General features: G+C 71.9%; 22 protein-coding genes and 1 pseudogene. 17 read left to right on the top strand and 6 right to left on the bottom strand.

The features are described 5' to 3' along the window. Together EAO75_RS19875 and EAO75_RS19870 are read left to right on the top strand one after the other, a co-directional pair. A partial coding sequence (locus EAO75_RS19875) for a helix-turn-helix transcriptional regulator (protein ID WP_147997980.1) occupies positions 1 to 804 on the top strand: 804 nt, incomplete at its 5' end. Between the two features lie 71 nt (positions 805 to 875). Continuing rightward, positions 876 to 1,394, top strand: a complete 519-nt coding sequence (locus EAO75_RS19870; RefSeq protein ID WP_147997979.1) for a DUF4240 domain-containing protein — start codon at positions 876 to 878, stop codon at positions 1,392 to 1,394. A gap of 17 nt (positions 1,395 to 1,411) precedes the next feature. Here EAO75_RS19870 and EAO75_RS19865 read toward each other — a convergent pair whose 3' ends face one another. Further along, complete coding sequence (locus EAO75_RS19865) at positions 1,412 to 1,615, bottom strand: hypothetical protein (RefSeq protein ID WP_147996424.1); 204 nt, start codon at positions 1,613 to 1,615, stop codon at positions 1,412 to 1,414. A 215-nt stretch (positions 1,616 to 1,830) separates the two neighbouring features. Between EAO75_RS19865 and EAO75_RS19860 the strand changes: the two are divergent. The 3 genes and pseudogenes from EAO75_RS19860 to EAO75_RS19850 form a co-directional block, all read left to right on the top strand. Next, a pseudogene (locus EAO75_RS19860) lies at positions 1,831 to 2,657 on the top strand (lipid II:glycine glycyltransferase FemX); the annotation flags it as partial. Positions 2,658 to 3,506: 849 nt separating this feature from the next. Beyond that, positions 3,507 to 4,199 (top strand): peptidoglycan recognition protein, encoded by a 693-nt coding sequence (locus EAO75_RS19855; protein WP_187284602.1) that lies wholly within the window; start codon positions 3,507 to 3,509, stop codon positions 4,197 to 4,199. A gap of 765 nt (positions 4,200 to 4,964) precedes the next feature. Beyond that, positions 4,965 to 6,149, top strand: a complete 1,185-nt coding sequence (locus tag EAO75_RS19850) for a MarP family serine protease (protein ID WP_147996423.1) — start codon at positions 4,965 to 4,967, stop codon at positions 6,147 to 6,149. Between the two features lie 60 nt (positions 6,150 to 6,209). On the opposite strand, the gene EAO75_RS19845 is transcribed toward EAO75_RS19850, so the two are convergent. Next, positions 6,210 to 6,704 (bottom strand): GNAT family N-acetyltransferase, encoded by a 495-nt coding sequence (locus EAO75_RS19845; RefSeq protein WP_147996422.1) that lies wholly within the window; start codon positions 6,702 to 6,704, stop codon positions 6,210 to 6,212. Between the two features lie 71 nt (positions 6,705 to 6,775). On the opposite strand from EAO75_RS19845, the gene EAO75_RS19840 reads away from it, so the two are divergent. Beyond that, a complete protein-coding gene (locus EAO75_RS19840) occupies positions 6,776 to 7,681 on the top strand; it encodes a TIGR01777 family oxidoreductase (protein ID WP_147996421.1) in 906 nt (301 codons plus the stop codon). Positions 7,682 to 7,850: 169 nt separating this feature from the next. Next, the gene (locus tag EAO75_RS19835; protein ID WP_147996420.1) at positions 7,851 to 9,227 is read left to right on the top strand and encodes an NAD(P)/FAD-dependent oxidoreductase; all 1,377 of its coding nucleotides are present in this window, start codon (positions 7,851 to 7,853) and stop codon (positions 9,225 to 9,227) included. A gap of 105 nt (positions 9,228 to 9,332) precedes the next feature. Here EAO75_RS19835 and EAO75_RS19830 read toward each other — a convergent pair whose 3' ends face one another. Further along, the gene (locus EAO75_RS19830) at positions 9,333 to 10,772 is read right to left on the bottom strand and encodes a regulator (RefSeq protein WP_147996419.1); all 1,440 of its coding nucleotides are present in this window, start codon (positions 10,770 to 10,772) and stop codon (positions 9,333 to 9,335) included. Positions 10,773 to 11,053: 281 nt separating this feature from the next. Here EAO75_RS19830 and lipB point away from each other — a divergent pair, with 281 nt between their 5' ends. The 4 genes from lipB (at position 11,054) to EAO75_RS19810 (ending at position 14,164) form a co-directional block, all read left to right on the top strand. Beyond that, complete coding sequence (gene lipB / locus EAO75_RS19825) at positions 11,054 to 11,854, top strand: lipoyl(octanoyl) transferase LipB (RefSeq protein WP_147996418.1); 801 nt, start codon at positions 11,054 to 11,056, stop codon at positions 11,852 to 11,854. A 94-nt stretch (positions 11,855 to 11,948) separates the two neighbouring features. Next, on the top strand, positions 11,949 to 12,914 hold the full coding sequence (gene lipA / locus EAO75_RS19820) for a lipoyl synthase (RefSeq protein WP_147996417.1): 966 nt from the start codon (positions 11,949 to 11,951) through the stop codon (positions 12,912 to 12,914). Between the two features lie 256 nt (positions 12,915 to 13,170). Then, positions 13,171 to 13,371 (top strand): hypothetical protein, encoded by a 201-nt coding sequence (locus EAO75_RS19815; protein WP_147996416.1) that lies wholly within the window; start codon positions 13,171 to 13,173, stop codon positions 13,369 to 13,371. 91 nt (positions 13,372 to 13,462) lie between these two features. Then, positions 13,463 to 14,164, top strand: a complete 702-nt coding sequence (locus tag EAO75_RS19810) for a DUF4191 domain-containing protein (RefSeq protein WP_147996415.1) — start codon at positions 13,463 to 13,465, stop codon at positions 14,162 to 14,164. Between the two features lie 69 nt (positions 14,165 to 14,233). On the opposite strand, the gene EAO75_RS19805 is transcribed toward EAO75_RS19810, so the two are convergent. Further along, complete coding sequence (locus tag EAO75_RS19805; protein ID WP_147996414.1) at positions 14,234 to 14,701, bottom strand: RDD family protein; 468 nt, start codon at positions 14,699 to 14,701, stop codon at positions 14,234 to 14,236. Positions 14,702 to 14,899: 198 nt separating this feature from the next. Here EAO75_RS19805 and glnA point away from each other — a divergent pair, with 198 nt between their 5' ends. The 4 genes from glnA to pspAB all read left to right on the top strand — a co-directional run bounded on the left by glnA (position 14,900) and on the right by pspAB (position 18,332). After that, positions 14,900 to 16,309 carry a type I glutamate--ammonia ligase gene (gene glnA, locus EAO75_RS19800; RefSeq protein WP_147996413.1) on the top strand — a complete coding sequence of 470 codons (1,410 nt, stop codon included), beginning with the start codon at positions 14,900 to 14,902 and terminating at the stop codon, positions 16,307 to 16,309. A 108-nt stretch (positions 16,310 to 16,417) separates the two neighbouring features. Next, on the top strand, positions 16,418 to 16,687 hold the full coding sequence (locus EAO75_RS19795; RefSeq protein ID WP_147996412.1) for a hypothetical protein: 270 nt from the start codon (positions 16,418 to 16,420) through the stop codon (positions 16,685 to 16,687). 123 nt (positions 16,688 to 16,810) lie between these two features. Beyond that, on the top strand, positions 16,811 to 17,728 hold the full coding sequence (gene htpX / locus EAO75_RS19790; RefSeq protein ID WP_147996411.1) for a zinc metalloprotease HtpX: 918 nt from the start codon (positions 16,811 to 16,813) through the stop codon (positions 17,726 to 17,728). 1 nt (position 17,729) lies between these two features. Further along, positions 17,730 to 18,332: a PspA-associated protein PspAB gene (gene pspAB, locus EAO75_RS19785; protein ID WP_147996410.1), complete on the top strand. Its 603-nt coding sequence runs from the start codon at positions 17,730 to 17,732 to the stop codon at positions 18,330 to 18,332. A gap of 39 nt (positions 18,333 to 18,371) precedes the next feature. On the opposite strand, the gene EAO75_RS19780 is transcribed toward pspAB, so the two are convergent. Then, entirely contained in the window at positions 18,372 to 18,683 is a 312-nt protein-coding gene (locus tag EAO75_RS19780) for a hypothetical protein (protein WP_147996409.1), read from the bottom strand. 242 nt (positions 18,684 to 18,925) lie between these two features. On the opposite strand from EAO75_RS19780, the gene EAO75_RS19775 reads away from it, so the two are divergent. Next, complete coding sequence (locus EAO75_RS19775) at positions 18,926 to 20,581, top strand: alpha/beta fold hydrolase (RefSeq protein ID WP_410092464.1); 1,656 nt, start codon at positions 18,926 to 18,928, stop codon at positions 20,579 to 20,581. Between the two features lie 49 nt (positions 20,582 to 20,630). Here EAO75_RS19775 and EAO75_RS19770 read toward each other — a convergent pair whose 3' ends face one another. Beyond that, complete coding sequence (locus EAO75_RS19770; protein ID WP_147996407.1) at positions 20,631 to 21,980, bottom strand: DUF2252 domain-containing protein; 1,350 nt, start codon at positions 21,978 to 21,980, stop codon at positions 20,631 to 20,633. A gap of 279 nt (positions 21,981 to 22,259) precedes the next feature. Here EAO75_RS19770 and EAO75_RS19765 point away from each other — a divergent pair. Beyond that, positions 22,260 to 23,373, top strand: a 1,114-nt coding sequence (locus EAO75_RS19765) for a winged helix DNA-binding domain-containing protein (protein ID WP_147997977.1), incomplete at its 3' end; no start/stop codon positions are given.

The following is a 23,373-nucleotide window of genomic DNA, read 5'->3' as shown; positions in this document are numbered from 1 at the left end:
GGTTACCGGCTCATCGGGGGGTACCGGACCCGGCTGACCGGGCTCGGGCGGAGCGAGGCCGAGGCGCTGTTCCTCTCCGGCGTGCCGGGGGCGCTGCGGGAGATGGGYCTGGAGGATGCCGCGTCCGCCGCCCGGCTGAAGGTGTCCGCCGCGCTGATGCCCTCCCTGCGTGACGCCTCCCGTACGGCGGCTCAGCGCTTCCATCTGGACGCCCCGAACTGGTTCAAGGAACCGAAGACCCCCGAGCTGCTGCCGGCCGTCGCCGACGCGGTGTGGGACGACCGGCGGATCGTGGCCCGGTACCGGCGCGGGGAGAGCGAGGCCGAGCGCGAGCTGGAGCCGTACGGGCTCGTGCTGAAGGCGGGGGTCTGGTATCTGTGCGCCCGGGTCGCCGGGCACGGGTCGTACCGGGTGTACCGCATCGACCGGTTCACCGCCGTGGACGCCGCCGACGACCGGTTCGTGCGGGACGAGGAGTTCGACCTGCCGGACTTCTGGGACGAGCGGGCCGAGCAGTTCGCGCGGTCCATTCTGCGGGCCGAGGTCGTGGTGCGGGTGTCCCCGGGCGGGGTGCGCAGACTGCCGTACACCCTCGATCCGCAGTCCGCGCGGGATGCGCTGGAGGCGGCGGGCGCCCCGGACGGCGACGGCTGGGTGACACTGACGCTGCCGGTGGAGTCGGAGGAGGTCGCCCACACCCAGCTCGCCTCGCTCGGACCGGAGATCGAGGTGCTGGCGCCGCGGTCGCTGCGGGAGCGGTTCGCGAGCGACGCGATACGGCTGGCCGAGCTGTACCGCGCTTGAGCCGGCGGCCCATAACAATCCGCCACACTCCACGTGCGCCCCACCCGCCCAGGGCCGATGCTTGACCCGTGATGGACGAGACGGAGTTCTGGGAGCTGGTGGACGGCACCCGTGACGGCGCCGAGGGTGACCCCGAGGAGCAGGCCGACCTGCTCGTGGACCGGCTGCTCCAACTGGACCCCGACGCGGTGCTCGACTTCGCCCGTCACTTCGAGGCCCGCTACAACCGCGCGTACAGCTGGGACCTGTGGGGCGCCGCCTGGGTCCTGCTGGACGGGGCCAGCGACGACGCGTTCGACTTCTTCCGGTGCTGGCTGATCGGCCAGGGCCGCGAGGTGTACGAGGGCGGGGTGCACGACCCCGACTCGCTGGCCGACCTGCTGGACGACTTCGACGAGGAGTTCGACGGCGACGGCGAGGAGCTCGGCTACGCCGCGGACGAGGCCTACGAACAGCTCACCGGCACCGTCGCCCCCGACCTCGGCATCCCGCCCCCGCCCGCGGAACCGGAGGGCACGCCGGTCGACTTCGAGAACGAGCGGGCGCTGGCGGAACGGTTCCCCAGGCTGTGGGAGCGGTTCAAGGACTGAGCCGACCGCCGATCCGCTCAGGCCACGGCTCGCCTGCGGCCCGGGTCCGACGGGATGTACGCCTGCGCCTGATCGGCCCTCACCGCGTGGTGCATCGGCGCCTTGTTGGCCTGGTCCAGCGCGGATGCCGTGACGGCGGCCGGCCCCAGGACGACGGTCGCGACCGCGCAGACGACCGTCCAGACCCGCTTGCTGCTGTGACCGCTGTTGCTGCTGCTCATGATCCCCACCTCCGGTCAATACGTGTCCATGACGCGTGTCCACGACGCGTGTCTACGACTCGTGTCCATGACGATAGGGAGGCTGTCTCGGGGACATCCTTGAGCGGGCTACGAGAAACCTGTGAGGGTCTTTCGGGAAGGTTCACTCTCCGTCTCTTGACCCGTTGCGTGATCTCCGGCTTACGGTGGCCGCCCCGAACAGGAGCATCCAGCCCATGACCAGCCCGTATGTACGGGAGATCACACGCGAGGACCATCTGGCCCATCTGCGGCTGTACCCCGACGCGAGCCATCTCCAGATCCCCGAGTGGGGCGATGTGAAGCCCGACTGGCGGGCGGAGAGCGTCGGCTGGTTCGAGGACGGTCCCGCCGGGGAGGTCCTGATCGCGTCCGCGCTCGTCCTGTACCGCCCGCTGCCCGGCACCCGGACGGCAGCGGTTTCGGCCTCGGCCAGCCGCGCTACGGCTGCCAGGTGCCGCTGGTGGGCCGCTCGATGGACGATCTGCGCGACGCCCTCGCACCGCGCTGGGAGCAGTCGCTGCGCATCGCCGAGCGGGCGGGGGTCCTCGCGTCCTGGGGCACGGCCGCCGACCTTCCCGAGTTCTACCGGCTGTACACCGCGACCGCCGAGCGCGACGGCTTCCGGGCCCGGCCCCTGGTCTACTTCCAGCGCATGTGGGCGGCCCTCAACGCCGTCGACAGCGACCGGGTGCGGGTCTACCTCGCCGAGTACGACGGTGAGGTGCTCTCCGCCGCACTCATGATCAGCGTCGGCTCCCGGGTCTGGCACTCCTACGCCGCGTCCGGACGCCGGGGCCGGGAACTGCGGCCCAGCAGCGCGCTGTTGTGGCGGATGCTGGGTGACGCCCGGCAGGTGGGCGCTCACACCTACGACCTACGCGCCATCACCCCCACCCTCACCGAGGACAAGCTACTCGGCCGACTCCTGTTCAAGACGGGGGCGGGCGGCCGGGCGGTGGAGTACCTCGGGGAGTGGGAACGCCCGGTGGGCAGCCAGGGGAAGGCGCTTCAGCGGGCGGTGGTGGAGCGAGGCGCCGGGCGGGAACCGTCGGCTGGGCTGGATGAGGCGGCGGTGGGGGAGCGAGGCGCCGGGCGGGAACCGTCGGCTGGGCTGGATGAGGCGGCGGTGGGGGAGCGAGGCGCCGGGCAGGAACCGTCGCCTGGGCTGGATCAGGCGGCGGTAGGGGAGTCGGCCGGTGGGGCGGAGCAGCCGGTCCCGCGGTCGGGGTCCGTTGGGCAGGAGCAGTCGGCCTCGCACGATCGTCCCGTGACGCGGGAACGGCCGGAGAAGGCGGAGCGAGCTGCGGTGCGGGCGGAGTCTGCCCCGCAGGAGTCGGGCGGCAGGGCAGAACAGCCCACACCGCCGGAACCGCCCGCCGTGAAGGACCAGCCCCCTGCGTCCGCGTCGGATCGGCCCGCCGCGTCGGCGGCCGATGTCGAGGGGCGGAACCGGCGGCGGCAAGCCCTTCTTGGCCGCAGACCGTCCCAGGCGGAGAGGTCGGCCGGCGCTCAGCGGTCGGCTCGGGATCGGCGTACGCCGGATGATCCGCAGCTGAGGCAGGGCCGACGGTCACCCGACAGCGAGAGGCCGGCCCAAGACCTGCCGCCCCGTCACCCCCAGCCGTCATCCCACGCCCGCCGGCAGCTGCGAGCCGAGCGGTGGGCCCGGATCCGGCGGCCGCTTCGAGCCGAGGCGCACGGCCGGGCCGGGGTGCAAGGTCGAGACGAGGGGTCGGGGCGGGGACCGTTGCGGTCTCTTGTGGGGTGGCAGGCGCCGGACTGGTGGCGTACCCCTGACGGGACCCGGGTCTCGGGTGTGCTGGTGGTGGTGCTCGCCTGCGTTCCCGGTCTCGCCGCCGCCCTCGCGCTCATGCTCTGCACACGCGGCGTCGAGCGGAGTGTCGCCGAGGAGGAGCGGCCTGTTGCGGCTCGGCCCGCGGGGGCTCACAAGGCGGCTCGGCCGGAGATCGTGCCGAGGGCTGCCTGGCTGGACGGGGACGCCCGGCGGGCTCAGCCGCCTCCGCGGTACGACGACAAGGTCGTCGCCGTGTTCGTCCACCACACCGACTCGCCCAACGGATACGACTGCGCCGACACGCCCCGCATCATCCGGTACCTGTACGCGGGCCAGACCGGCTCCCGGGACTGGGACGACATCGGCTACAACTTCCTCGTCGACCGGTGCGGCACGATCTACGAGGGCCGTGCGGGCGGCGTCGACCGGGCCGTCACCGGCGCCCACACCCAGGGCTTCAACCACCGCACCACCGGCATCGCCGCCATCGGCACCTTCACGGCCGGCGTACCCGTCCCCAAGGCCATGACCGACGCCATCGCCGCCATCGCCGCGTGGAAGCTGGGCCTCTCCGGGACGGACCCCCGCGCGAATGCCCGGCTGACCTCCAGCAACAGCCTCAGCCGCTACTCCGCCGGCACCACCACCACGCTCCCCGCCATCGCCGGCCACAACGAGGGCTACATGACGAGCTGCCCCGGCGCGGCCCTCACCGCCCGCCTCCCGGAGATCAGGGAGACGGCCGCGCGACTCCAGGGCAGGCCCTGAGCCCACCCAAGGACGCCCGGCGGCGTCCCCCGCCCCTCACCAGGCAGCCCCTCACCGCCCGCTGGAGTGCCTTCCGCCGGCTGCCCTGGCTGCAGACCGGGCGCTGAGCGCACCGCGGCATCCCCTGCCCCTCACCAGACAGACCCCCACTGCCCGCTGCCGCGCCCTCCCTTAGCCGCCCCGGCTCAGGCCAGGAACTGACCGCGCCCCAGGGCGCCCACCAGCGGCTACCGGCCCCTCAACCTGCGTCCCGACGCAGCCGGCAGCGGCCACCGGCCCCTCAACCTGCGTCCTGACGCAGCCGGCAGCGGCCACCGGCCCCTCACCTGCTTCCCAGAAGCACCCGGCGGCGTCCACCGCCCCCTCACCTTCGCCCCAAAAGCGCCCTGCCGCCCCAAAAGCACGTCACGGTCGCGTCACGGTCGCCTGCGTCGTACCCGGCGTGACCAGGTCCATCATCCACGGCAGGATCCATACGCCGATCACCGCGCAGCCCAACGTATTCGTACGGCGCGAGGTCTTCGTCTCCCCCGTGTTCGCCGGAAGACCCTTCGGGTGACCCGTCGGAAGACAGACATGGTCCTACTGTCCGACGGATCCCGTCCGCCCGCGATGTGTGGTGTCACACGCAGTGGAACCATCGTCCCGGTCCGGGGCGTTTCTCCAGGTGTACGCGGCGTGGCCGGTTCCGGGCGGCGCGTGCGTGTGTGCTGATCAACGGGGGCTTTCCGCGCGTACTAAGAGGTCCTAGGGAAAGGCGGCTCTGTGGACCTGCTCGACATCCTGCTGTTGCTGGTGATCCTGGCCTACGCGGCGTCCGGCTACCGTCGCGGCCTGGTCGCCGGCTGCGTCTCGCTCGCCGGTTTCGTGGGCGGCGCGGTGATCGGCGTATGGATCCTGCCGTGGATGATGGACCTGGTCACGCCGGGTACGACGCAGGCGACCGTGACGGCCGTGCTCACGGTGCTGGTCCCGGCCGTCGCAGGGCACGAGCTGGCGGGCCGGCTGGCGCTGCGGCTGCGCAGGGAGCTGGACCGGGGCCCGCTCAGGGTCGCCGACGGCGTGGGCGGGGCCGTGGCCAACTCGGTGGCCGTGCTGATCGTGGCCTGGGTGGCGGCCAGCGTCCTCGCCGCGTCCTCCTCCCCGCTGCTCACCTCCGCGATCCGCGACTCCCGCCTGCTCGGCACCGTCCAGGACGCGATGCCGGACACGACTCCCGCCTGGTTCTCGCGAGCCACCTCCGCACTCACCGAGGCGGGCTTCCCGCAGGTCTTCAACCCGTTCGAGAACGAGTCGACGGCCGAGGTCGCCAAGCCCTCCGGCGACAGCGTCACGTCCGCCGCGACGAACGCCGCCAAGCTCAGCACCGTCAAGATCGAGGGCGTCTCGGGCACCCAGGGCCGCGAGGGCAGCGGCTTCGTCTACGCCCCGCAGCACGTGATGACCAACGCGCACGTGGTGGCCGGCATCGACGAGCCCGGCGTCCGCATCGGCGGCGTCGGGCGGTCGTACGAGTCCCGGGTGGTGCTCTTCGACCCGGAGCGGGACGTGGCCGTGCTGTACGTCCCCGAACTGCGCGCCCCCGTCCTGCGGTTCGACGACGACGCCACCCGCGGCGACTCGGCCGTCGTGGCGGGCTATCCGGAGGACGGCGACCTGAACCTCCAGGCGGCGACGGTCGCCAACCGGGTGCGGGCGACGGGCCAGAACATCTACAACGACGACACCGTCACCCGCGAGATCTACTCGATCCGCTCCACCGTCCGCCCCGGCAACTCCGGCGGCCCGCTGCTGACCACCGACGGCAAGGTGTTCGGCGTGGTCTTCGCCCGCTCCACCTCCGACGACGAGACCGGCTACGTCCTGACGGCGGCCGAGGTCGCCGCCGACGCCAGGCGCGCGGCGAGCGCGACGGCCCCCGTGGACACAGGTGACCTCGTCACCTCGTGAGGCACGTGAGGCACGTGAGGCACGTGAGGCACGTGAGCGGAACGCACTGCTCGCCGACCGTCACAGCCCCCGCCCCATGATCACGTCATCCACGAACTGCCCCGCCAGATAGAACTCCCCCGGCAGCACGCCCTCGACCACGAACCCCTCGGACTCGTACAGCCTGCGCGCCGGCGTGTTGTGCCCGAGGACGCGCAGCGTCAGTCGCCGCGCTCCCCTGCGTCGGGCCTCCTCCACGACCGCGCGGATCAGCGCCCGGCCCACACCGCGGCCACGGGCCTCGTCGGCGACGGCGAAGCCCTGGATCTGGCGGACGTGCGCGTTGGCGGCCAACGGAGTGGAGAATCCGAGGCGGACATAGCCGACGATACGGCGGTCGAGTTCGGCGACGAGATGGTCACCGGGGGCATGGCGCTCGTCGAAGAACGGCGAGTAGGGCGGCACCGGTTGCGGCGCGACCGCGTGCAGATGCGACCAGGTGCTGCGGTCCAGGAGGGACAGCTCCTCCTCGTCGTCGGGCAGGGCTATGCGTATGTACGGGTGGTGCGCGGTCATGAGCGCCACCCTATGTCCGGGGGAAGCTGTGCCAACCAGGGTTTTATGTGGTCACGGGCAGGATGGAACTCATGGAACATTCAAGAATCGCAGTGGCCGGCGCCTCCGGCCTCATCGGCGGCGCCCTGGTGCGCTCCCTGGTCGCGGACGGGCACGAGGTGGTGCGGCTGGTGCGCCGTGCGCCCCGGTCCAGGGACGAGGTGCGGTGGGATCCCGAGGGGAAATACGTGGACGCGGCGGGGCTGGCCGGGTGCGCGGCCGTGGTCAACCTGGCCGGGGCGAACGTGGGTTCGCGCCGCTGGACGGACGCGTACAAGGCGAAGCTGCGGTTCGGGCGGGTGCTGGGCACGACGGCCCTCGCCGAGGCGATGGCGTCACTCGCGCCCGAGGAGCGGCCCCGGGTCTTCGTCAACGGCAGCGCGATCGGCTACTACGGCGAGACCGGCGAGCGCGCAGTCGACGAGAGCGCCCCGGCCGGGGAGGGCTTCCTGCCCTCGCTGTGCGTCGAGTGGGAGGCCGCGGCGGCCCCGGCCCAGGAGGCCGGCGTACGGACGGTGTTCCCGCGCACGGGGTTGGTGGTGGCCCGCGAGGGCGGGGCCTGGGGACGGCTGTTCCCACTGTTCAAGGCGGGGCTCGGCGGGCGGATGGGCGACGGGCGGCAGTACTGGTCGTTCGTCTCGCTGCACGACGAGGTGGCCGCGATCCGGCATCTCATGGACACCGAGGGACTGTCGGGGCCGTTCAACGTGACCGCGCCGCAGCCGCTGACGAACCGTGAGATCACCGAGGCCATGGGCCGCGTGCTGCACCGGCCGACGCTGTTCGCGGTGCCCGCACCCGTGCTGCGGACCGTGCTCGGCGAGATGGCGGGGGATGTGCTGGGCAGTCTGCGGGTGCTGCCGAAGCGGTTGCTGGAGTCGGGGTTCACCTTCGCGTTCCCGGAGATCGAGGGGGCGATCCGGGCGGCCGCCGAGTAGCGACCCGTCACGCGCGGCGTTCGTATGCGACCGCTGTGCGACCGTGCTCTGTCGATGCGCGACTGTTCCTGACCAATCACAGCCCTAACCTCGTGCCGAACTCGGGTATCCCCGGAGCCTGTTGGGGGCATCACGTCTCCACCGGCCGCGCAACCTCGAGGAGGGGCACGTGCTTGAGCCCGCGTACCAGGCGGACGTCGTCATCGTGGGAGCCGGGGTCGCCGGACTCTCCGCGGCACATCGCCTGACCAGCGCAGGAGTAACCACCGCAGTCCTGGAGGCCGCCCCTTGCCCGGGCGGCCGCATGTCGACCGAGAAGGTCGACGGGTTCCGACTCGACCGGATCGGGCAACTCCTGTCGACGTCGTACCCGGAACTACGTCTGACCCCAGGGCTCGACGCACTCGCGCTGCGCCCATTCGCCCCGGGCGTGCTGCTGCACAGCGACGGACGCCGGCAGCGCGCGGGCGCGGTGCCGAGCGCGATGGGCGCAAGGCGCGCAAGGGGCGCACTGCACGCGGTGCGCGCCCTGGCGAGCGCCCCTCGGGCGGCGTCCGGACGAGGTGTGCCGGGGACCGTACCGAGGGTGCGGGCGGGTGCCCCCCTCGGTACGGCCGTCGACCAGGCCCGGCTCGGCGCCGCGCTCGCCCGGCTCGCCTCCTCGCCCGTCGAACGGCTGCTGGCCCGCCCCGAGTTGCCGGCCGCGCAGGCCCTCGCGGAGCGCGGCGTTCCCGCCCGCACGGTCGACGGCTTCCTGCGCCCCCTGCTGGCCGCCCTCCTCTGCGACCCCGAGCTGACGACGTCCAGCCGGTGCGCGGACCTCGCGCTGCGCGCCTTCGCGAGCGGGCGACTGTGCGTGCCCGAGGGCGGCGCCGAGGCACTCCCGGAGCTGCTCGCACGGGCGCTGCCGCCGGGCACGGTGCACACCGGGGTGCGGGTCACGTCGATCGCCACGACGTCCGTGACCACCGCCGAGCACGGCGAGATACGGTGCCGTGCCGTCCTGCTGGCGACGGACGCACGGACCGCCGCCGAACTCCTGCCGGGCCTGCGCGTACCCGACTTCCACCCGGTGACGGTCGTCCACCACACGACGGACGAGCCGCCGACGACCGGCGCCTCCCTCCTGCTCGACGCCGACCGCGGCGGCCCGGTGGCGCACACGGCGGTGATCAGCCAGGTCGACCCGAGCCGCGCACCGGAAGGCCGGGCCCTGATCTCCTCAACGGTCCTGGGCACCCCGCCCCCCGACATCGACACGGCCGTGCGGATGCACCTCTCCCGCCTCTACGGCACCTCCACGGCCCGCTGGGAAACGCTGGCGGTGCAGCACACCCCGGAGGCCGTCCCGGCCATGCGCCCACCCCACGACCTGCGCCGCCCGGTACGCCTCCTGGCGGGCCTGTACGTCTGCGGCGACCACCGCGACACCAGCACGGTCCAGGGAGCGCTCCACTCGGCCCACCGAGCGTCAGCGGCGATCCTGACGGACCTGGGAGCCGCGGGCTCACTGCACCGGGCGGAACCGTTACGAGCGGCGGCCTGAACACGCCGAGCAACCCCCGCGCCCCTGCAGGGGCGCGGGGAACTGCGCGATCAACCACGACGAAGCCGCACCGGGCGATCAACCGGTCGGAGTTACGGCGAACCCCTACCCCAGTGCCGCGACCTTGTCGCGATACCCCCGCACCGGCGCCGCATCCCGATACGGCTCCAACCTCCGCTCGAAGTCCCGGACATACTCGACCGCCCGCACCGACCGCATCTCCGCGGCAGCGCCCGCGGCCTCCGCACCGAGCGCACACGCCTGATCGAGTTCACCGAGACCGAGCCGGGCAGAGGCGAGCACAACACGGCAGAACAGTCGGCTACGGGCATACGCGGGCGCACGCAACTGCAGCGAGCGCTCGGCATGCTGCGCCGCCGCACGGAACTGCTGCAGATCCCGGTGACAGTGCCCGAACTCGTCGGCGAGCTGCGCCTCGTCGAAGAAGCGCGCCCAGTACGGGACGTCGTCACCGGGCCGGGCCGCTTCGAGGGCGCGCTCGGCCCGCACCAGCGAGGCCGTGCACGCACGCACCTCGCCCAGGACCCCGTGCCCACGCGCCTCGCACGCGTGCAGCAGGGCCTGGACGACCGCCGGCGCGCTCGTGCCCACGCCCTGCTGGGCCACCCGCGCCAGCTGGACGGCCTCACGGCCGTGCCCGAGGTAGACGGCCTGGCGGCTCATCGTGACGAGGACGTAGGAGCCGTACGGCCGGTCCCCGGCGGCCTGTGCGAGGCGCAGCGACTGCACGAAGTAGCGCTGCGCGAGCCCGTGCGCCGCGATGTCGTACGACGTCCAGCCCGCGAGCCTGGTCAGGTCGGCGGCGGCCGCGAACAGGCGCCGGCCGGTCTGCTCGCCGTAGGTGCCGCGCAGCATCGGCTCGCACTCGTGCTCCAGGTAGCGGACGAGTGCCTGGCGGGCGTGGCCGCCGCCGTACATGTCGTCGAGGGAGCGGAACAGCTCGCCGACCGAGCGCAGCGCGGAGATGTCGCCGCCGGTGACCTTCTGGCCGGGTCCGCGTTCGGCCTGGGTGCGCTGGCGGGGCACGGCCGCCGGCCGGCCCTGGGCCGGGATGCGGGCGAGCGGCTCGCCGCGGGCGACCTTCTCGTCGGCGCGCCCGATCAGCCAGTCCCGGCTGGGCACGACGAGTCCGGCCGGGGTGAAGGCGATCTTGCGCAGTTCGGCATGGCTGCCGGAGTCCTTGCGCCACAGGCCGCTGACGATGTCGACGGCCTCCTCGGGGGTCGCGGCGAACTCCAGCCCCGCGTACACGGGCGCGCACGCGTCGAGGCCCAGGTCCTGGGCGCTGAGCCGGCGGCCGAGGCGACGGGTGAAGACCTCGGCGATGAGAGCCGGGGTCGTGCCGCGCGGCTGCTGTCCGCGCAGCCAGCGAGTGACCGATGTCTTGTCGTATCTGAGATCAAGCCCGTGTTCGAGGCCGAGCTGGTCCACCCGGCGGGCGAGACCCGCGTTGGAGAATCCCGCTTCTGCAATGAGCGCGGCGAGCTGGCGGTTGGGAGTGCGCTGCGCGGGTCGTTCCGTCATCTGCGGTGCGGTCTCCTGCCTTTCGGGCCTCGCGGAGCCATACGGCCATCGAGTGCCCGGATTGCCGGTGAGCAGCCATTTTGGCCTCTCGAACGGCGCGAATGTAGCGGAGAGTAAGCAGCCGATCGCACATTCCGGCGCCCATTCATCCGATCGTGTGAGGATTGCCCTACCGGGCTGACGTGGGCCACGGGGTCGTACTCGAACGGGCCGGTCGTACAGTGGCGTAGGCACTCTTTGTGCCTTACGACGTTCTGGGCTCTTCCAGGGAGGCGCTTGCCGTGAGTGAGTTGCGGTTCGTCCGCATGGGATTCGGCGCGGATGCCGTCGAGTACCAGCAGGCGTGGGACGAGCAGCGCCGGGTGCACGCGGCGCGGTTCGAGGACGCGATCCCCGACACGGTCCTGCTGCTCGAACACCCGCCGGTGTATACGGCGGGCCGGCGCACGGCGGACAACGAGCGGCCCCTGGACGGCACGCCGGTCATCGACGTGGACCGCGGCGGCAAGATCACCTGGCACGGCCCGGGCCAGCTGGTCGGCTACCCGATCCAGAAGCTGCCGCGCCCGGTGGACGTCGTGGCGCACGTACGGCGGCTGGAGGACGCCCTGATCCGCACGTGCGCGGAGTTCGGCCTGGAGACCACCCGCATCGAGGGCCGCAGCGGCGTGTGGGTCCTCGGGGACCCGGTCGAGCAGCGCCCCGCGCTCGGCGGACTTGCCCTGGACTTCGACCCCCGGCTCACCGACGAGGAGTTCGACCCGCGGCTGAACGGCCCCGAGTACGCCCCTTCGAACGCCGGCCAGCGGCGCGAGGACCGCAAGATCGCGGCGATCGGGATCCGGGTCGCCAAGGGCGTGACCATGCACGGCTTCGCGCTGAACGTGAACCCGGACAACAAGTGGTTCGACCGGATCATCCCGTGCGGGATCCGGGACGCGGGGGTCGCCTCACTGGCCGCCGAGCTCGGCCGGGACGTCACGATCGACGAGGTGCTGCCGGTCATCGAGCGGCACCTGACGGACGTACTGGAGAACGCCGAGCTGAAGCCGCGGGAGATCGAGCGGGAACCGGCGGCATAAACGAGCCCGTGGAGGGGCTGACACCCACGCAGGCATTCAAATCCACGGGCGTACCCTTGAGGGCGCCGAAGAATCAATCGCTAGGGAGCCGGTCGTGTCCGCAGTCTCACCCGACGGACGCAAGATGCTGCGCCTGGAGGTCCGCAACAGCCAGACCCCCATCGAGCGCAAGCCCGAGTGGATCAAGACCCGGGCGAAAATGGGCCCCGAGTACACGAAGATGCAGAGCCTCGTGAAGAGCGAGGGCCTGCACACGGTCTGCCAGGAAGCCGGCTGCCCGAACATCTACGAGTGCTGGGAGGACCGCGAGGCGACCTTCCTCATCGGCGGCGACCAGTGCACCCGGCGCTGTGACTTCTGCCAGATCGACACGGGCAAGCCCGAGGCGCTCGACCGCGACGAGCCGCGCCGCGTCGGCGAGTCCGTTGTCACCATGGACCTGAACTACGCCACCATCACCGGCGTCGCCCGCGACGACCTGGAGGACGGCGGCGCCTGGCTGTACGCCGAGACCGTGCGCCAGATCCACGAGCAGACCGCCTCCCGCGAGGCCGGCCGCACCAAGGTCGAGCTGCTCGCCCCCGACTTCAACGCCGTCCCGGAGCTGCTCCAGGAGGTCTTCGCCTCCCGTCCCGAGGTCTTCGCGCACAACGTCGAGACGGTGCCCCGGATCTTCAAGCGGATCCGCCCCGGCTTCCGCTACGAGCGCTCCCTGAAGGTCATCACCGAGGCCCGCGACTACGGCCTGGTCACCAAGTCCAACCTGATCCTCGGCATGGGCGAGACCCGCGAGGAGATCAGCGAGGCGCTCCAGCAGCTGCACGACGCGGGCTGCGAGCTGGTCACCATCACGCAGTACCTGCGCCCGAGCGTGCGCCACCACCCCGTGGAGCGCTGGGTCAAGCCGCAGGAGTTCGTGSAGCTGAAGGAGGAGGCCGAGCAGATCGGCTTCTCCGGCGTGATGTCCGGTCCGCTGGTGCGGTCCTCCTACCGCGCGGGCCGGCTGTACCAGATGGCCGTCGAGAAGCGTGGTTCGTACGTCGCTTCGCAGGCCGTCTGATGGCACGGAGTGCCACTCGGCGCATGTGAATCTGCGCACAAGCAACTGCCCCTCGGCGGAAGCCGATTGACGCGGTCCTGGACGTCCCCGCAGATGGGGGCCTCATCAGGGCCGCGTCAAGTTTTCCGTACGGCGCATTAAGGCTTCATTGGTGTTTGACCGGTCGGTCACGCCCTGGTAACACCAATCAGTGACCCTGGTTGTACACCCCGTGCACCACTCACCAAAGCCGCCATCCCGAGGGGGGACCTCCACCATGCAGGCCGCGCCCGTTCGCGCCACCGCCATCCCGACGTTCACGACTGCACTCCGTGCCGTCGAGTCGCTGCTCATGAGCAGCGGCCAGCGCACCGCCCGTCGCAACGCCTGGACCTCCGTCCTGGAGGACCGTCGCCGTGCCAAGGACCGGGTCGAGGCGCAGCGCGTCCTGGACCAGGCCGTCGCGCCCCGCCCCTGAAGCGTCCCCGGAGTCCTTCCTCCCGTCCCGTCGGGGGCTGCGCCCGGCACTGCCGTCGTGGGCGCTTGTGGGGCCACGTAGACTTCGTGGCATGGCGAGGAAGGAACCTGCAGCGGACGCTGCGAACCCCGGGCGACTGAAGCAGATCGCTCTGACCTACAAGATGACCCGCAGGGCCGACAAGAAGATCGGTCTTGTACTCGCGGCAGTCGGAATCGTCACCTTTGGTGTCTTCCTCGCGATCGGTTTCTTGATCGGTCACCCCATCTATCTCGGCATCCTGGGCCTGCTGCTCGCCTTCCTCGCGTCGGCGATCGTGTTCGGGCGCCGGGCCGAGCGGGCGGCCTTCGGGCAGATGGAGGGCCAGCCGGGCGCTGCCGCGGCCGTGCTGGACAACATCGGCCGAGGCTGGACGACGACGCCCGCGGTGGCGATGAACCGCAGCCAGGACGTGGTCCATCGGGCCGTCGGCAAGGCCGGCATCGTCCTGGTCGCCGAGGGCAACCCGAACCGGGTGAAGACCCTGCTGGCCGCCGAGAAGAAGAAGATGAACCGCATCGTGGCGGACGTGCCGGTGCACGACATCCTCGTCGGCACGGGCGAGGGCCAGGTGGAGCTGAAGAAGGTGCGGACCACCATGCTGAAGCTCCCCCGCGTGCTGACCGGCCCCCAGGTGACCGCCACCAACGACCGGCTGCGGGCCATGGGCGACCTGATGAGCAACATGCCGATGCCGAAGGGCCCGATGCCCAAGGGCATGAAGCTGCCGAAGGGCGGGCCGAAGGCCCGCTGACTCCCCTCGTACGAGAAAGGGGGCGCCCGGTTCACACCGGGCGCCCCCTTCGTCGTAGTCGTACGTCCGTCAGACGCGCACTTCCACGGTCCGGGCCAGCCGGTCGTGCAGACCGCGGCCGTCGCGGTCCCAGATCAGGGCCGGGACGGCGACGCACAGCAGGGCCGTGCGCACCAGGGCGCGCAGCGGGTTGACCATGCCGGTGTCCAGGGAGACCACGCGCAGGCCGAAGAGGCGCTTGCCCGGGGTGAAGCCGACCGTGCCGACGGTCAGCAGACTCATGACGAAGAACAGGAGCAGGGCCCAGTTGCCGGTCGCCTGGCCGTAGCCGTCGGTGATGAGACCGTATGCGATCAAGAGGCTGAGGCCCCAGTCGACGGCGAGTGCTCCGAGCCGCCGTCCCGGGCGGGCGATGGAACCCGGGCCCTCCTCCGGAAGGCCGAGCTGCTGACCCCGGTATCCGAAGTCGACACCCGCGTCCTCGGCGGCCGCGCGGGGGCCCGAGAGCCAGGATCCGATTGCTTGCCTCTTGTCCACGCGACCACGGTACTGTGCCCGTTTTTGGATGTGGACAGGAGGGGTGAGGTGTGGGATGTCCGGTTAACGTGTGCGAAACAAACGGGTCACGCCCGAGAAATCACCCGTCCCTAGGGTCGAGGTCAGCGTGTGCCACCGCACTGGCCGCACGAACGAACTACCACCCCGGCACGACGGGTCGGGAGTAGGAGGAGCTGGATGTTCCAGAACGCCGACGAGGCCAAGAAGTTCATCGCGGACGAGGACGTCAAGTTCGTCGACGTCCGGTTCTGCGACCTGCCGGGCGTGATGCAGCACTTCACGATCCCTGCCACGGCCTTCGACCCGGCCGAGGAGCTCGCGTTCGACGGCTCCTCGATCCGCGGCTTCCAGGCCATCCACGAGTCCGACATGGCGCTGCGCGCCGACCTGTCCACCGCGCGCGTCGACCCGTTCCGCCGCGACAAGACGGTCAACATCAACTTCTTCATCCACGACCCGATCACGGGCGAGCAGTACTCCCGTGACCCGCGGAACGTGGCGAAGAAGGCCGAGGCCTACCTCGCCTCCACCGGTATCGCCGACACCGCGTACTTCGGCCCCGAGGCCGAGTTCTACGTCTTCGACAGCGTGCGCTTCAAGACCGCCGAGAACGAGGCGTACTACCACATCGACTCCGAGGCGGGTGCCTGGAACACGGGCGCGCTGGAGGACAACCGCGGTTACAAGGTCCGCTACAAGGGCGGTTACTTCCCGGCCCCGCCGGTCGACCACTTCGCCGACCTGCGCGCGGAGATCTCCCTGGAGCTGGCCGCCTCCGGCCTCCAGGTCGAGCGCCAGCACCACGAGGTGGGCACCGCCGGCCAGGCCGAGATCAACTACAAGTTCAACACGCTGCTCGCCGCGGCCGACGACCTCCAGCTCTTCAAGTACATCGTGAAGAACGTCGCCTGGCGCAACGGCAAGACCGCGACCTTCATGCCGAAGCCGATCTTCGGTGACAACGGCTCGGGCATGCACATCCACTCGTCGCTGTGGGCGGGCGGCTCCCCGCTCTTCTACGACGAGGCCGGTTACGCGGGCCTGTCGGACACCGCCCGCTACTACATCGGCGGCATCCTCAAGCACGCCCCGTCGCTGCTCGCCTTCACCAACCCGACGGTGAACTCCTACCACCGTCTGGTGCCGGGCTTCGAGGCGCCGATCAACCTGGTGTACTCGCAGCGCAACCGCTCGGCCGCGATGCGTATCCCGATCACGGGCTCCAACCCGAAGGCCAAGCGCGTCGAGTTCCGCGCGCCCGACTCCTCCGGCAACCCGTACCTGGCCTTCTCGGCCCTGCTGCTGGCGGGCCTGGACGGCATCAAGAACAAGATCGAGCCGGCCGAGCCGATCGACAAGGACCTCTACGAGCTGGCTCCCGAGGAGCACGCGGGCGTCGCGCAGGTCCCGACCTCGCTCCCGGCCGTCCTGGACCGTCTGGAGTCGGACCACGAGTTCCTCCTCCAGGGCGACGTCTTCACGCCGGACCTGATCGAGACGTGGATCGACTACAAGCGCGCGAACGAGATCGCCCCGCTGCAGCTGCGTCCGCACCCGCACGAGTTCGAGCTGTACTTCGACGTGTGATCGGCGCCTGACCGAGACATCGCGCCCGCGCCCCCGCTGTCGGTACGACAGCGGGGGCGCGGGCGTATGTTCTATTCTGCCCCTGAGACGACACGGGGGTGGACCGGGATGCCGGAGCGCGAACAGGACGACCAGGAGCGCGAGTTCGACCTGAAGTGGGCGGACAACGCCGAGCACAAGGAGCCCTCGGCACGGGCCCGGATGCTCGCCGCCCGCTGGAAGGAGAACCCGCCCGGTCCGGTGCCGTTCCGGGGCGAGCCCGATCATGTGGCACGGCGGCAGCGCCGGTCGGGCTGGGTGTCCACGGCCATCGTGCTGGGCTGCGTCGCCGGGTTGATCGTGCTGCTGGGCTACATCAACTTCCGCGCGGGCTACTAGGCGGTCCGCCGGTCCCGCGCTCCCGGCCTTTGCGGCCCCTAGGGCCGATCACGACCCGTTCATGGGGGTCACCGGGTGCACACTGGGCAGTGGGACGAGTGCCTGAGTGCGGGGTGGTGCAAGATGCAGAGCCGCTTCCGGAGTGACCGGCGGTTGACCGCGCGTATGGGGGTCACGCTGTTTCTGCTCGGGTTGTTGTACGTGGGCTTCGTCGTCGCGTTGATCGTGCTGCTGAAGTCCTGGGTGCTGGTAGTCGTCGTGGCGGCCGGGCTGCTGGGGGCGCAGTACTGGTTCTCCGACCGAGTCGCGCTGTTCGCGATGCGCGGGCGGGTCGTGGAGCGGGAGGAGTATCCCGAACTGCACGGGGTCGTCGACCGGCTGTGCACCCTCGCCGACATGCCGAAGCCCGTCGTCGCCGTGTCGGACATGGACATGCCGAACGCGTTCGCGACCGGGCGCAATCCCGATCACGCCGTGGTCTGTGTGACCACGGGGCTGCTGCGGCGGCTGGAGCCGGACGAGCTGGAGGGTGTGCTCGCGCACGAGCTGTCGCACGTCGCGCACAAGGACGTCGCCGTGATCACCGTCGCGTCGTTCCTCGGGGTGATCGCGGGGCTGATCGTGCGGTTCGCCTTCTACTCGCAGCTGTTCGGCGGCGGGCGCAGGGACCAGAACACCGCCGCGATCTTCGCCATGGTGCTCGGGGTGTCGGCGGCCGTGTACGCGATCAGCTTCCTGCTGATCCGGGCCCTGTCCCGGTACCGCGAGCTGGCCGCCGACCGGGCCGCGGCGCTGCTCACCGGGCGTCCCTCGGCGCTGGCGTCCGCGCTGACCAAGGTCACCGGCGACATCGCCCGCATCCCGTCCAAGGACCTGCGGACGGCGCAGGCCTTCAACGCCTTCTACTTCACACCGGCGCTGGGCCGTGACCCCGGCATCGCGCAGCTCTTCTCCACCCACCCGAGCCTGGAGCAGCGGATCGAGCAGCTGGGGCGGATCTCCGCCGAGCTGGACGAGGCCGCGGCTCCCGGAGGGGCGTGAGATGGGGCTGCTGGACATCCTGCTGGGCCGTACGAAGCCGGTCGTACCCGATCTCGACCGGCTCTTCGGGCTGCCGTCGGCGGCGGTGACGCTGGAGGCGGCGGCCGGGCTCCGGCCGACGGGGAGCGGGGCGGTGTGCTTCGCCACGGTCGAGGGCGCGGCCTTCGAGCAGACGCACCGCGAGGTCCAGGCCCTGCTGGACGCGGACTCCGACCGTGAGGGCAGGCCGGTGCGGCTGACACGGGACGACTACGGCTACTCGTGGCTGGTCTCCGAGCGCTCGCCCGATCAGCTGCCGGAGCTGGTCAACGATCTGCACGCGGTGAACAGCGCGATGGAGGTCAACGGGTTCGGGCCGCAGCTGCTGTGCTCGCTGGTGGGGTTCGAGCACGAGGGGGCCGAGCGGGACGGGCAGGGGCGCCGCCTCGCGCTCGTCTACCTCTACAAGCGCGGCACCTTCTACCCCTTCGCGCCGCTGCCCGGCACGGCACAGCGGCGCGACAACCCGATGGAGCTGCGGGTCAAGGCCGTGCTGGCGAACGACCTGCAGATCGAGCAGGACCTGAGCCGCTGGTTCCCGGTCTGGGGTGCCCCCGGCCTGTGACCGGGGGCACCCCGCCTCGGGTTACCACCACAGGTGGTCTCACTTGCTCTTCTCGCGCTCCTGACGGCGGGACTCCATGGGGCGCTCGCGGCGGTAGCGGCGCTCCCACTTGGCCTGCATGTCGCGGCGGTCGCGGTAGGCGCGGTAGTCCGAGGGCATGGGGCCTGCGGACGAAGCGCCTCCGCCGGCCCCCGCGCCGGCCCCTCCCCCGGGTCCGCCGCTCGGCGCGGAGGAGCTCCGGCCGTACTGCAGGTAGAGGAAGAGCACAGCGACTGCGAACAGCCAGTAGACGTGGTTTCCGAATCCTAGGATCACCAGGACGACGGTCCCGGACATGACGATGGTGCCCATCACGGGCCTCCGTGGGCGTGGGTCGGTTCTGAGCGGTGTGTGCGTGTCCCCGACGGGGCGCTGGGGGATGGGCGACCGTCCGTCGGTGCGTAGAGAGTAGCCCCGAGTCCGCAGGGTGACGCCTTCCCTGCGAGAAGCGGCGTGAACAGCTCCGTTACGCATGTCCAGGGTAGGGAGGCGGTCACTCGGTGTGCATCTCCTTTTCCGGGGGCGGGAGTTCGGCCGGTGCCCGGTGTGAATGAATGGGGCACATGACCGAGCTCTCCTCCTTCACACACGCGCACGACGACGAACTGCTCAGCGGGGTGTACGGCGGTGGCGCAGGCGGCCCGGACGCGGCCACCGTGGTGCTGCTGCACGGCGCGGGCAACGGCAGCAAGGAGCGGCTGCTCCCGATGCTCGCCGAGTTCGTGTCCCGCGGCTGCCACGGGCTCGCCTTCGACTTCTCGGGGCACGGCGAGAGCAGCGGCGAGCTGCGCGAGTTGAGCCTGCGCCGGCGTTTCGAGCAGGCGGTCGCGGTCATCGACGCCCGCGTGGCGGCGGACGGCCCGCTGATCCTCGTCGCGTTCAGCATGAGCGGGCAGACGGTGACGGATCTCGTCGCGCACTACGGGGAGCGCGTGGCGGCGGTGGGACTGTGCGCGCCTGCCGTGTACGCCGAGGAGGCGTGGGACGTGCCGTTCGGAGAAGGGGACGGACGGTTCAGCGAGATCATCCGCAGGCCGGGCGGCTGGCGTGCGGCGCCGGCGCTGGAGGTGCTGCGGGCGTACGCGGGGCGGGCGGTGCTCGCGGTGCCGGAGACGGACGCGATCATCCCGCCGGAGGTGACGGAGACCGTGCAGGACGCCCTGGCCGCGCACGCGCAGTTCACACGGTTCGACGTGCCCGGCGCGGAACACATGCTGGGATTGTGGTTCGAGGGGCACGCCGAGGACCGGCGGGACTTCGTGACGGCCGTACTGGCCGGGCTCGGCGACCGGGGATGGACGGCGACCCGGGCATGGCTGGCCAAGCAGCTTCCGCAGGGGCGCACCGTCACCGGCACCGCCTTCGCGCGGGGCGGCTGGAGCTCGCAGATGCGGCGGCTCACCCTCGACGACGGCACCGGGCTCGCGCTGCGCACCTTCGTGAAGCCCTTCTTCCGCAGGCACGCACCGGGTCTGCTGACCCGCGAGGCGTCGGTCCTCACCCTGCTCGCCGCCGAGGAGAGCGTCCCCGCGCCCGAGTTGATCGCCGTCGACGCCTGCGCCGAGCACTGCGAGCACCCCTCGTTGCTGATGTCCCTGCTGCCGGGCCGGGTGCGGGTGGACGAGGAGGATCAGGAGGCGCTGGACCGGCGCCTGGATCTGCTGGCCGCCCAACTCGCCGCGATCCACCGGGTCGTACCGGACGAGCGCCCGCGCCCGTACCAGGCATGGACGTCCCCGGAGCAGGTGCGCGGGCCCGGCGGCGCGCTGTGGGAGCGGGCCGTGGACGTGATCCGGCGGGAGCCTCCCGCGTACGAGGGGTGCTTTCTGCACCGGGACTTCCACCCGGGGAACGTGCTGTTCAGCGGTGCCGGCGCGGAGCTGCGGATCAGCGGGGTCGTCGACTGGGTGGAGACCTCATGGGGCCCGGCCGACCTCGACGTCGCCCACTGCTCGACCGCGCTCGCGCTGCTGCACGGGCCGGAGCACGGGCTCGGCTTCCGGGAGCGGTACGAGGCGCACGGCGGGCGCCGGCTCGCCGACGGCGGCGACCACCTGTACTGGCGGCTGATCGACGCCCTGGCCTACTCCCCCGACGCCGCGAAGCTGGCGGGACCGTGGCGTGAGCTGGGCCGGACGGACCTGACGCCCCAGGTGCTGGGCGACCGGCTGACGGCGTATGCGGGCGGGCTGCTGGAGTCGTACGGCTGACCGCACCACGCAGAGCCGGGGGCCCGGCCCGCCGTCGGCCGGACGGCGGTCAGGCGCCGGGTACGGCCCTGACCACGCCCGCCTCCACGGCCGCGCTCAGGGTCGTGTGGTCGTTGGCGTTCTGGTCGGCGTAGGCCAGCGCGAAGTCGGCGACCGCGCGGTCGAAGGTGTCGGCGCCGCCGAGGTAGCCGGCGATGGCGATGCGGTCGCCGGAGCGGGCGTGGGCCCGGGCGAGGGCGGTGCCGCACAGCCGGGCGTAGGCGCACAGGTCGTCCGGGCCCATGCCGGCCACGTCCGCCGAGCCCTTCATGTCGCGCAGCTGGCGCCAGTAGAACGCGCGCCCCTGCGGCCCCGACATCCAGCCCAGGAAGATGTCACCGGCGGCCTGCAACAGCCGCTGCCCCGCGACGACGCGATGGCCGGGGTGGAGGTACGGCCCGCTCGGCAGGTGTTCCTCCAGTACGGACTGCCGGGCCTCCTTGATCTGGAGGAACAGCGGGTCGCCGGCGTCGCGTCCTGCGAGCAGCACGATGAAGCAGCGCAGGCCGACACTGCCGACGCCGACGACCTTGCGGGCGGCGTCGACGAAGCGGTAGCGGTCCAGGAGCAGCCGGCGCTCCTCGGAGAGGGTCGAGCGGTAGTCGCTGAAGATCTTGCGCAGTGCGGCCATGTCGGAGGTACCGGCGCGTTCGAGGAGCGGCGGGTCGTGGATGATGCGCCGGCGCCCGTCGACGGTCTCGGTCAGCTTGCCGAACGCCCGCAGGCTGGTGCGGCGGCGTGCGCGGCCGAGGCTGGCCGCGACGCGGTGGTGCCGGCGGGTGGAGCGGATCAGGGGCAACAACTGCTCGGCGTCGATGCGCGTGTACCAGACGTCGAGCTCACCGCGCCGGGCCAGCCCGCGCATCGCGATGCGGTACGCGGCGACGGCCTCCCGGGCGGCGCGGGCGACCTCGGGCTCCCGGTGGCCGTTCTCGCGGGCCGCGACGGCGACCGAGGTGGCGAGCCGTTTGACGTCCCACTCGAACGGGCCGGGGAACGTCTCGTCGAAGTCGTTGAGATCGAAGAGCAGGGCCCGTTCCGGCGAGGCGTACAGCCCGAAGTTGAGCAGGTGGGCGTCGCCGCACAGCTGCACGGTGAGGCCGGTGTGCGGGGCGGCGGCGAGGTCTGCGGCCATCACGGCGGCGCCGCCGCGCAGGAAGGCGGACGGGGACCCCGCCATCCGCCCGTACCGGATCGGCAGCAGCTCCGGCAGCCGGTCGCGGCCTTGGCGCTCCAGTATGGCGACGGGGTCGGGCCGGTCGACGGACGGGATCCAGGCGGCGTGCGCGGAACGGGGTGCACGCTTGCGGGCGGCCTTGCCGCGCAGGAACCGGTCGGCGGGAGTGTTCGGGCTCGTCATGAGACGACGGCCCGGTGTCGGACCGACGTGTGCTGCGACTGTCGTGCGCCGAACATGCTCATCGCACCTCCCGCTGCCACGTGTTCTGTTGGGGACGAGGTCCGTCACCTCCTGTTCGTAGTGAAGACGGCTCGTGACCTGCGCGCATGTCGGGCAGGCGGTTCGGGTGACGGGGCGGCGCGCCCGGGCGGACCGGGGCCGTTGTCAGTGGGGTCCGGGAGGATGCGGGCAGTGGTGTGCAGGGGATGACGCGCGACGGTGTGACAGGTGGAGGCCGGGATGGGTGACGGGGTGCGGTACATCGGGGTGGCCGAGCGGCGGGCCCGGCTGGGGCTGCGGCACCGGCTGGCCGGGGCGACGCGGGCGCAGGAGCCGGCCGAGGTCGCCGAGTCGCTGGTCGCGCTGCACGGCTCCGATCCGGCGACCGTGTACCTGGCCGTGGGCGCGCGGCTGGCCGAGCCCGGGAAGACCGTCGCGCAGACCGAGCGGGCGCTGTACGAGGACCGGGCGCTGGTGCGGATGCACGGCATGCGGCACACCGTGTTCGTCTTCCCCACCGAGCTGACCGCCGTGGTGCACGCCTCCACGGGCCTCGCGGTCGCCGCCCGGGAGCGGGCTTCGCTGGTCAAGGACATGGCCAAGGCGGGCGCCCCCGACGCGGCCTGGCTGACGGACGTCGAGGAGTCGGCGCTGGCCGCGCTGGCCCGGCGCGGGCAGGCGACGGCGGCCGAACTCGCCGCGGACGAACCGCGGTTGCGCGAGCAGTTCGTGTACGCGGCCGGGAAGAGCTACGAGGGCGTGCACACCGTCTCGACGCGGCTGCTGCGGGTGCTGGGCGTCGAGGGCAAGGTCGTGCGCGGCCGGCCGCTGGGCTCCTGGACGTCCTCGCAGTTCCGGTGGGCGGTGGCGCCCGAGCATCCCGAGCTGGACGTGGCCGGGGCGCAGGCGGAGCTGCTGCGGCACTGGCTCGCGGCGTGCGGGCCCGCGACCGAGGCCGACCTGAAGTGGTGGACGGGGTGGCGGGTGACGGAGGTCCGGCGGGCGCTGGCGGCGATCGGGGCGCAGGCGGTGTCCCTGGACGAGGGGACGGGGTACGTCGTCGAGGGCGACGTCGATCCTGTCGCCGGTCCCGCGGAACCGTGGGCGGCGCTGCTGCCCGGGCTCGACCCCACGGCGATGGGGTGGCAGCAGCGGGACTGGTACCTGGCGCCCGAGCTGCGGCCGTCCCTGTTCGACAGGAGCGGCAACGTGGGGCCGACGGTGTGGTGGAACGGCCGCGTGGTCGGCGGGTGGGCCCAGCGCGGGGACGGCGAGATCGTCTGGCGGCTGCTGGGGGACCTCGGGGGCGCCGAGCGGCATGCGGTGGAGGCGGCCGTCGCGGTGGAGGCGGAGC

Origin of the sequence: Streptomyces sp. UW30, assembly GCF_008042075.1 — a bacterium.
In the GTDB taxonomy this organism is placed as follows: domain Bacteria; phylum Actinomycetota; class Actinomycetes; order Streptomycetales; family Streptomycetaceae; genus Streptomyces.
The sequence above is the reverse complement of the archived record's forward strand: the minus strand, read 5'-3'. Positions and strand labels throughout refer to the sequence as shown.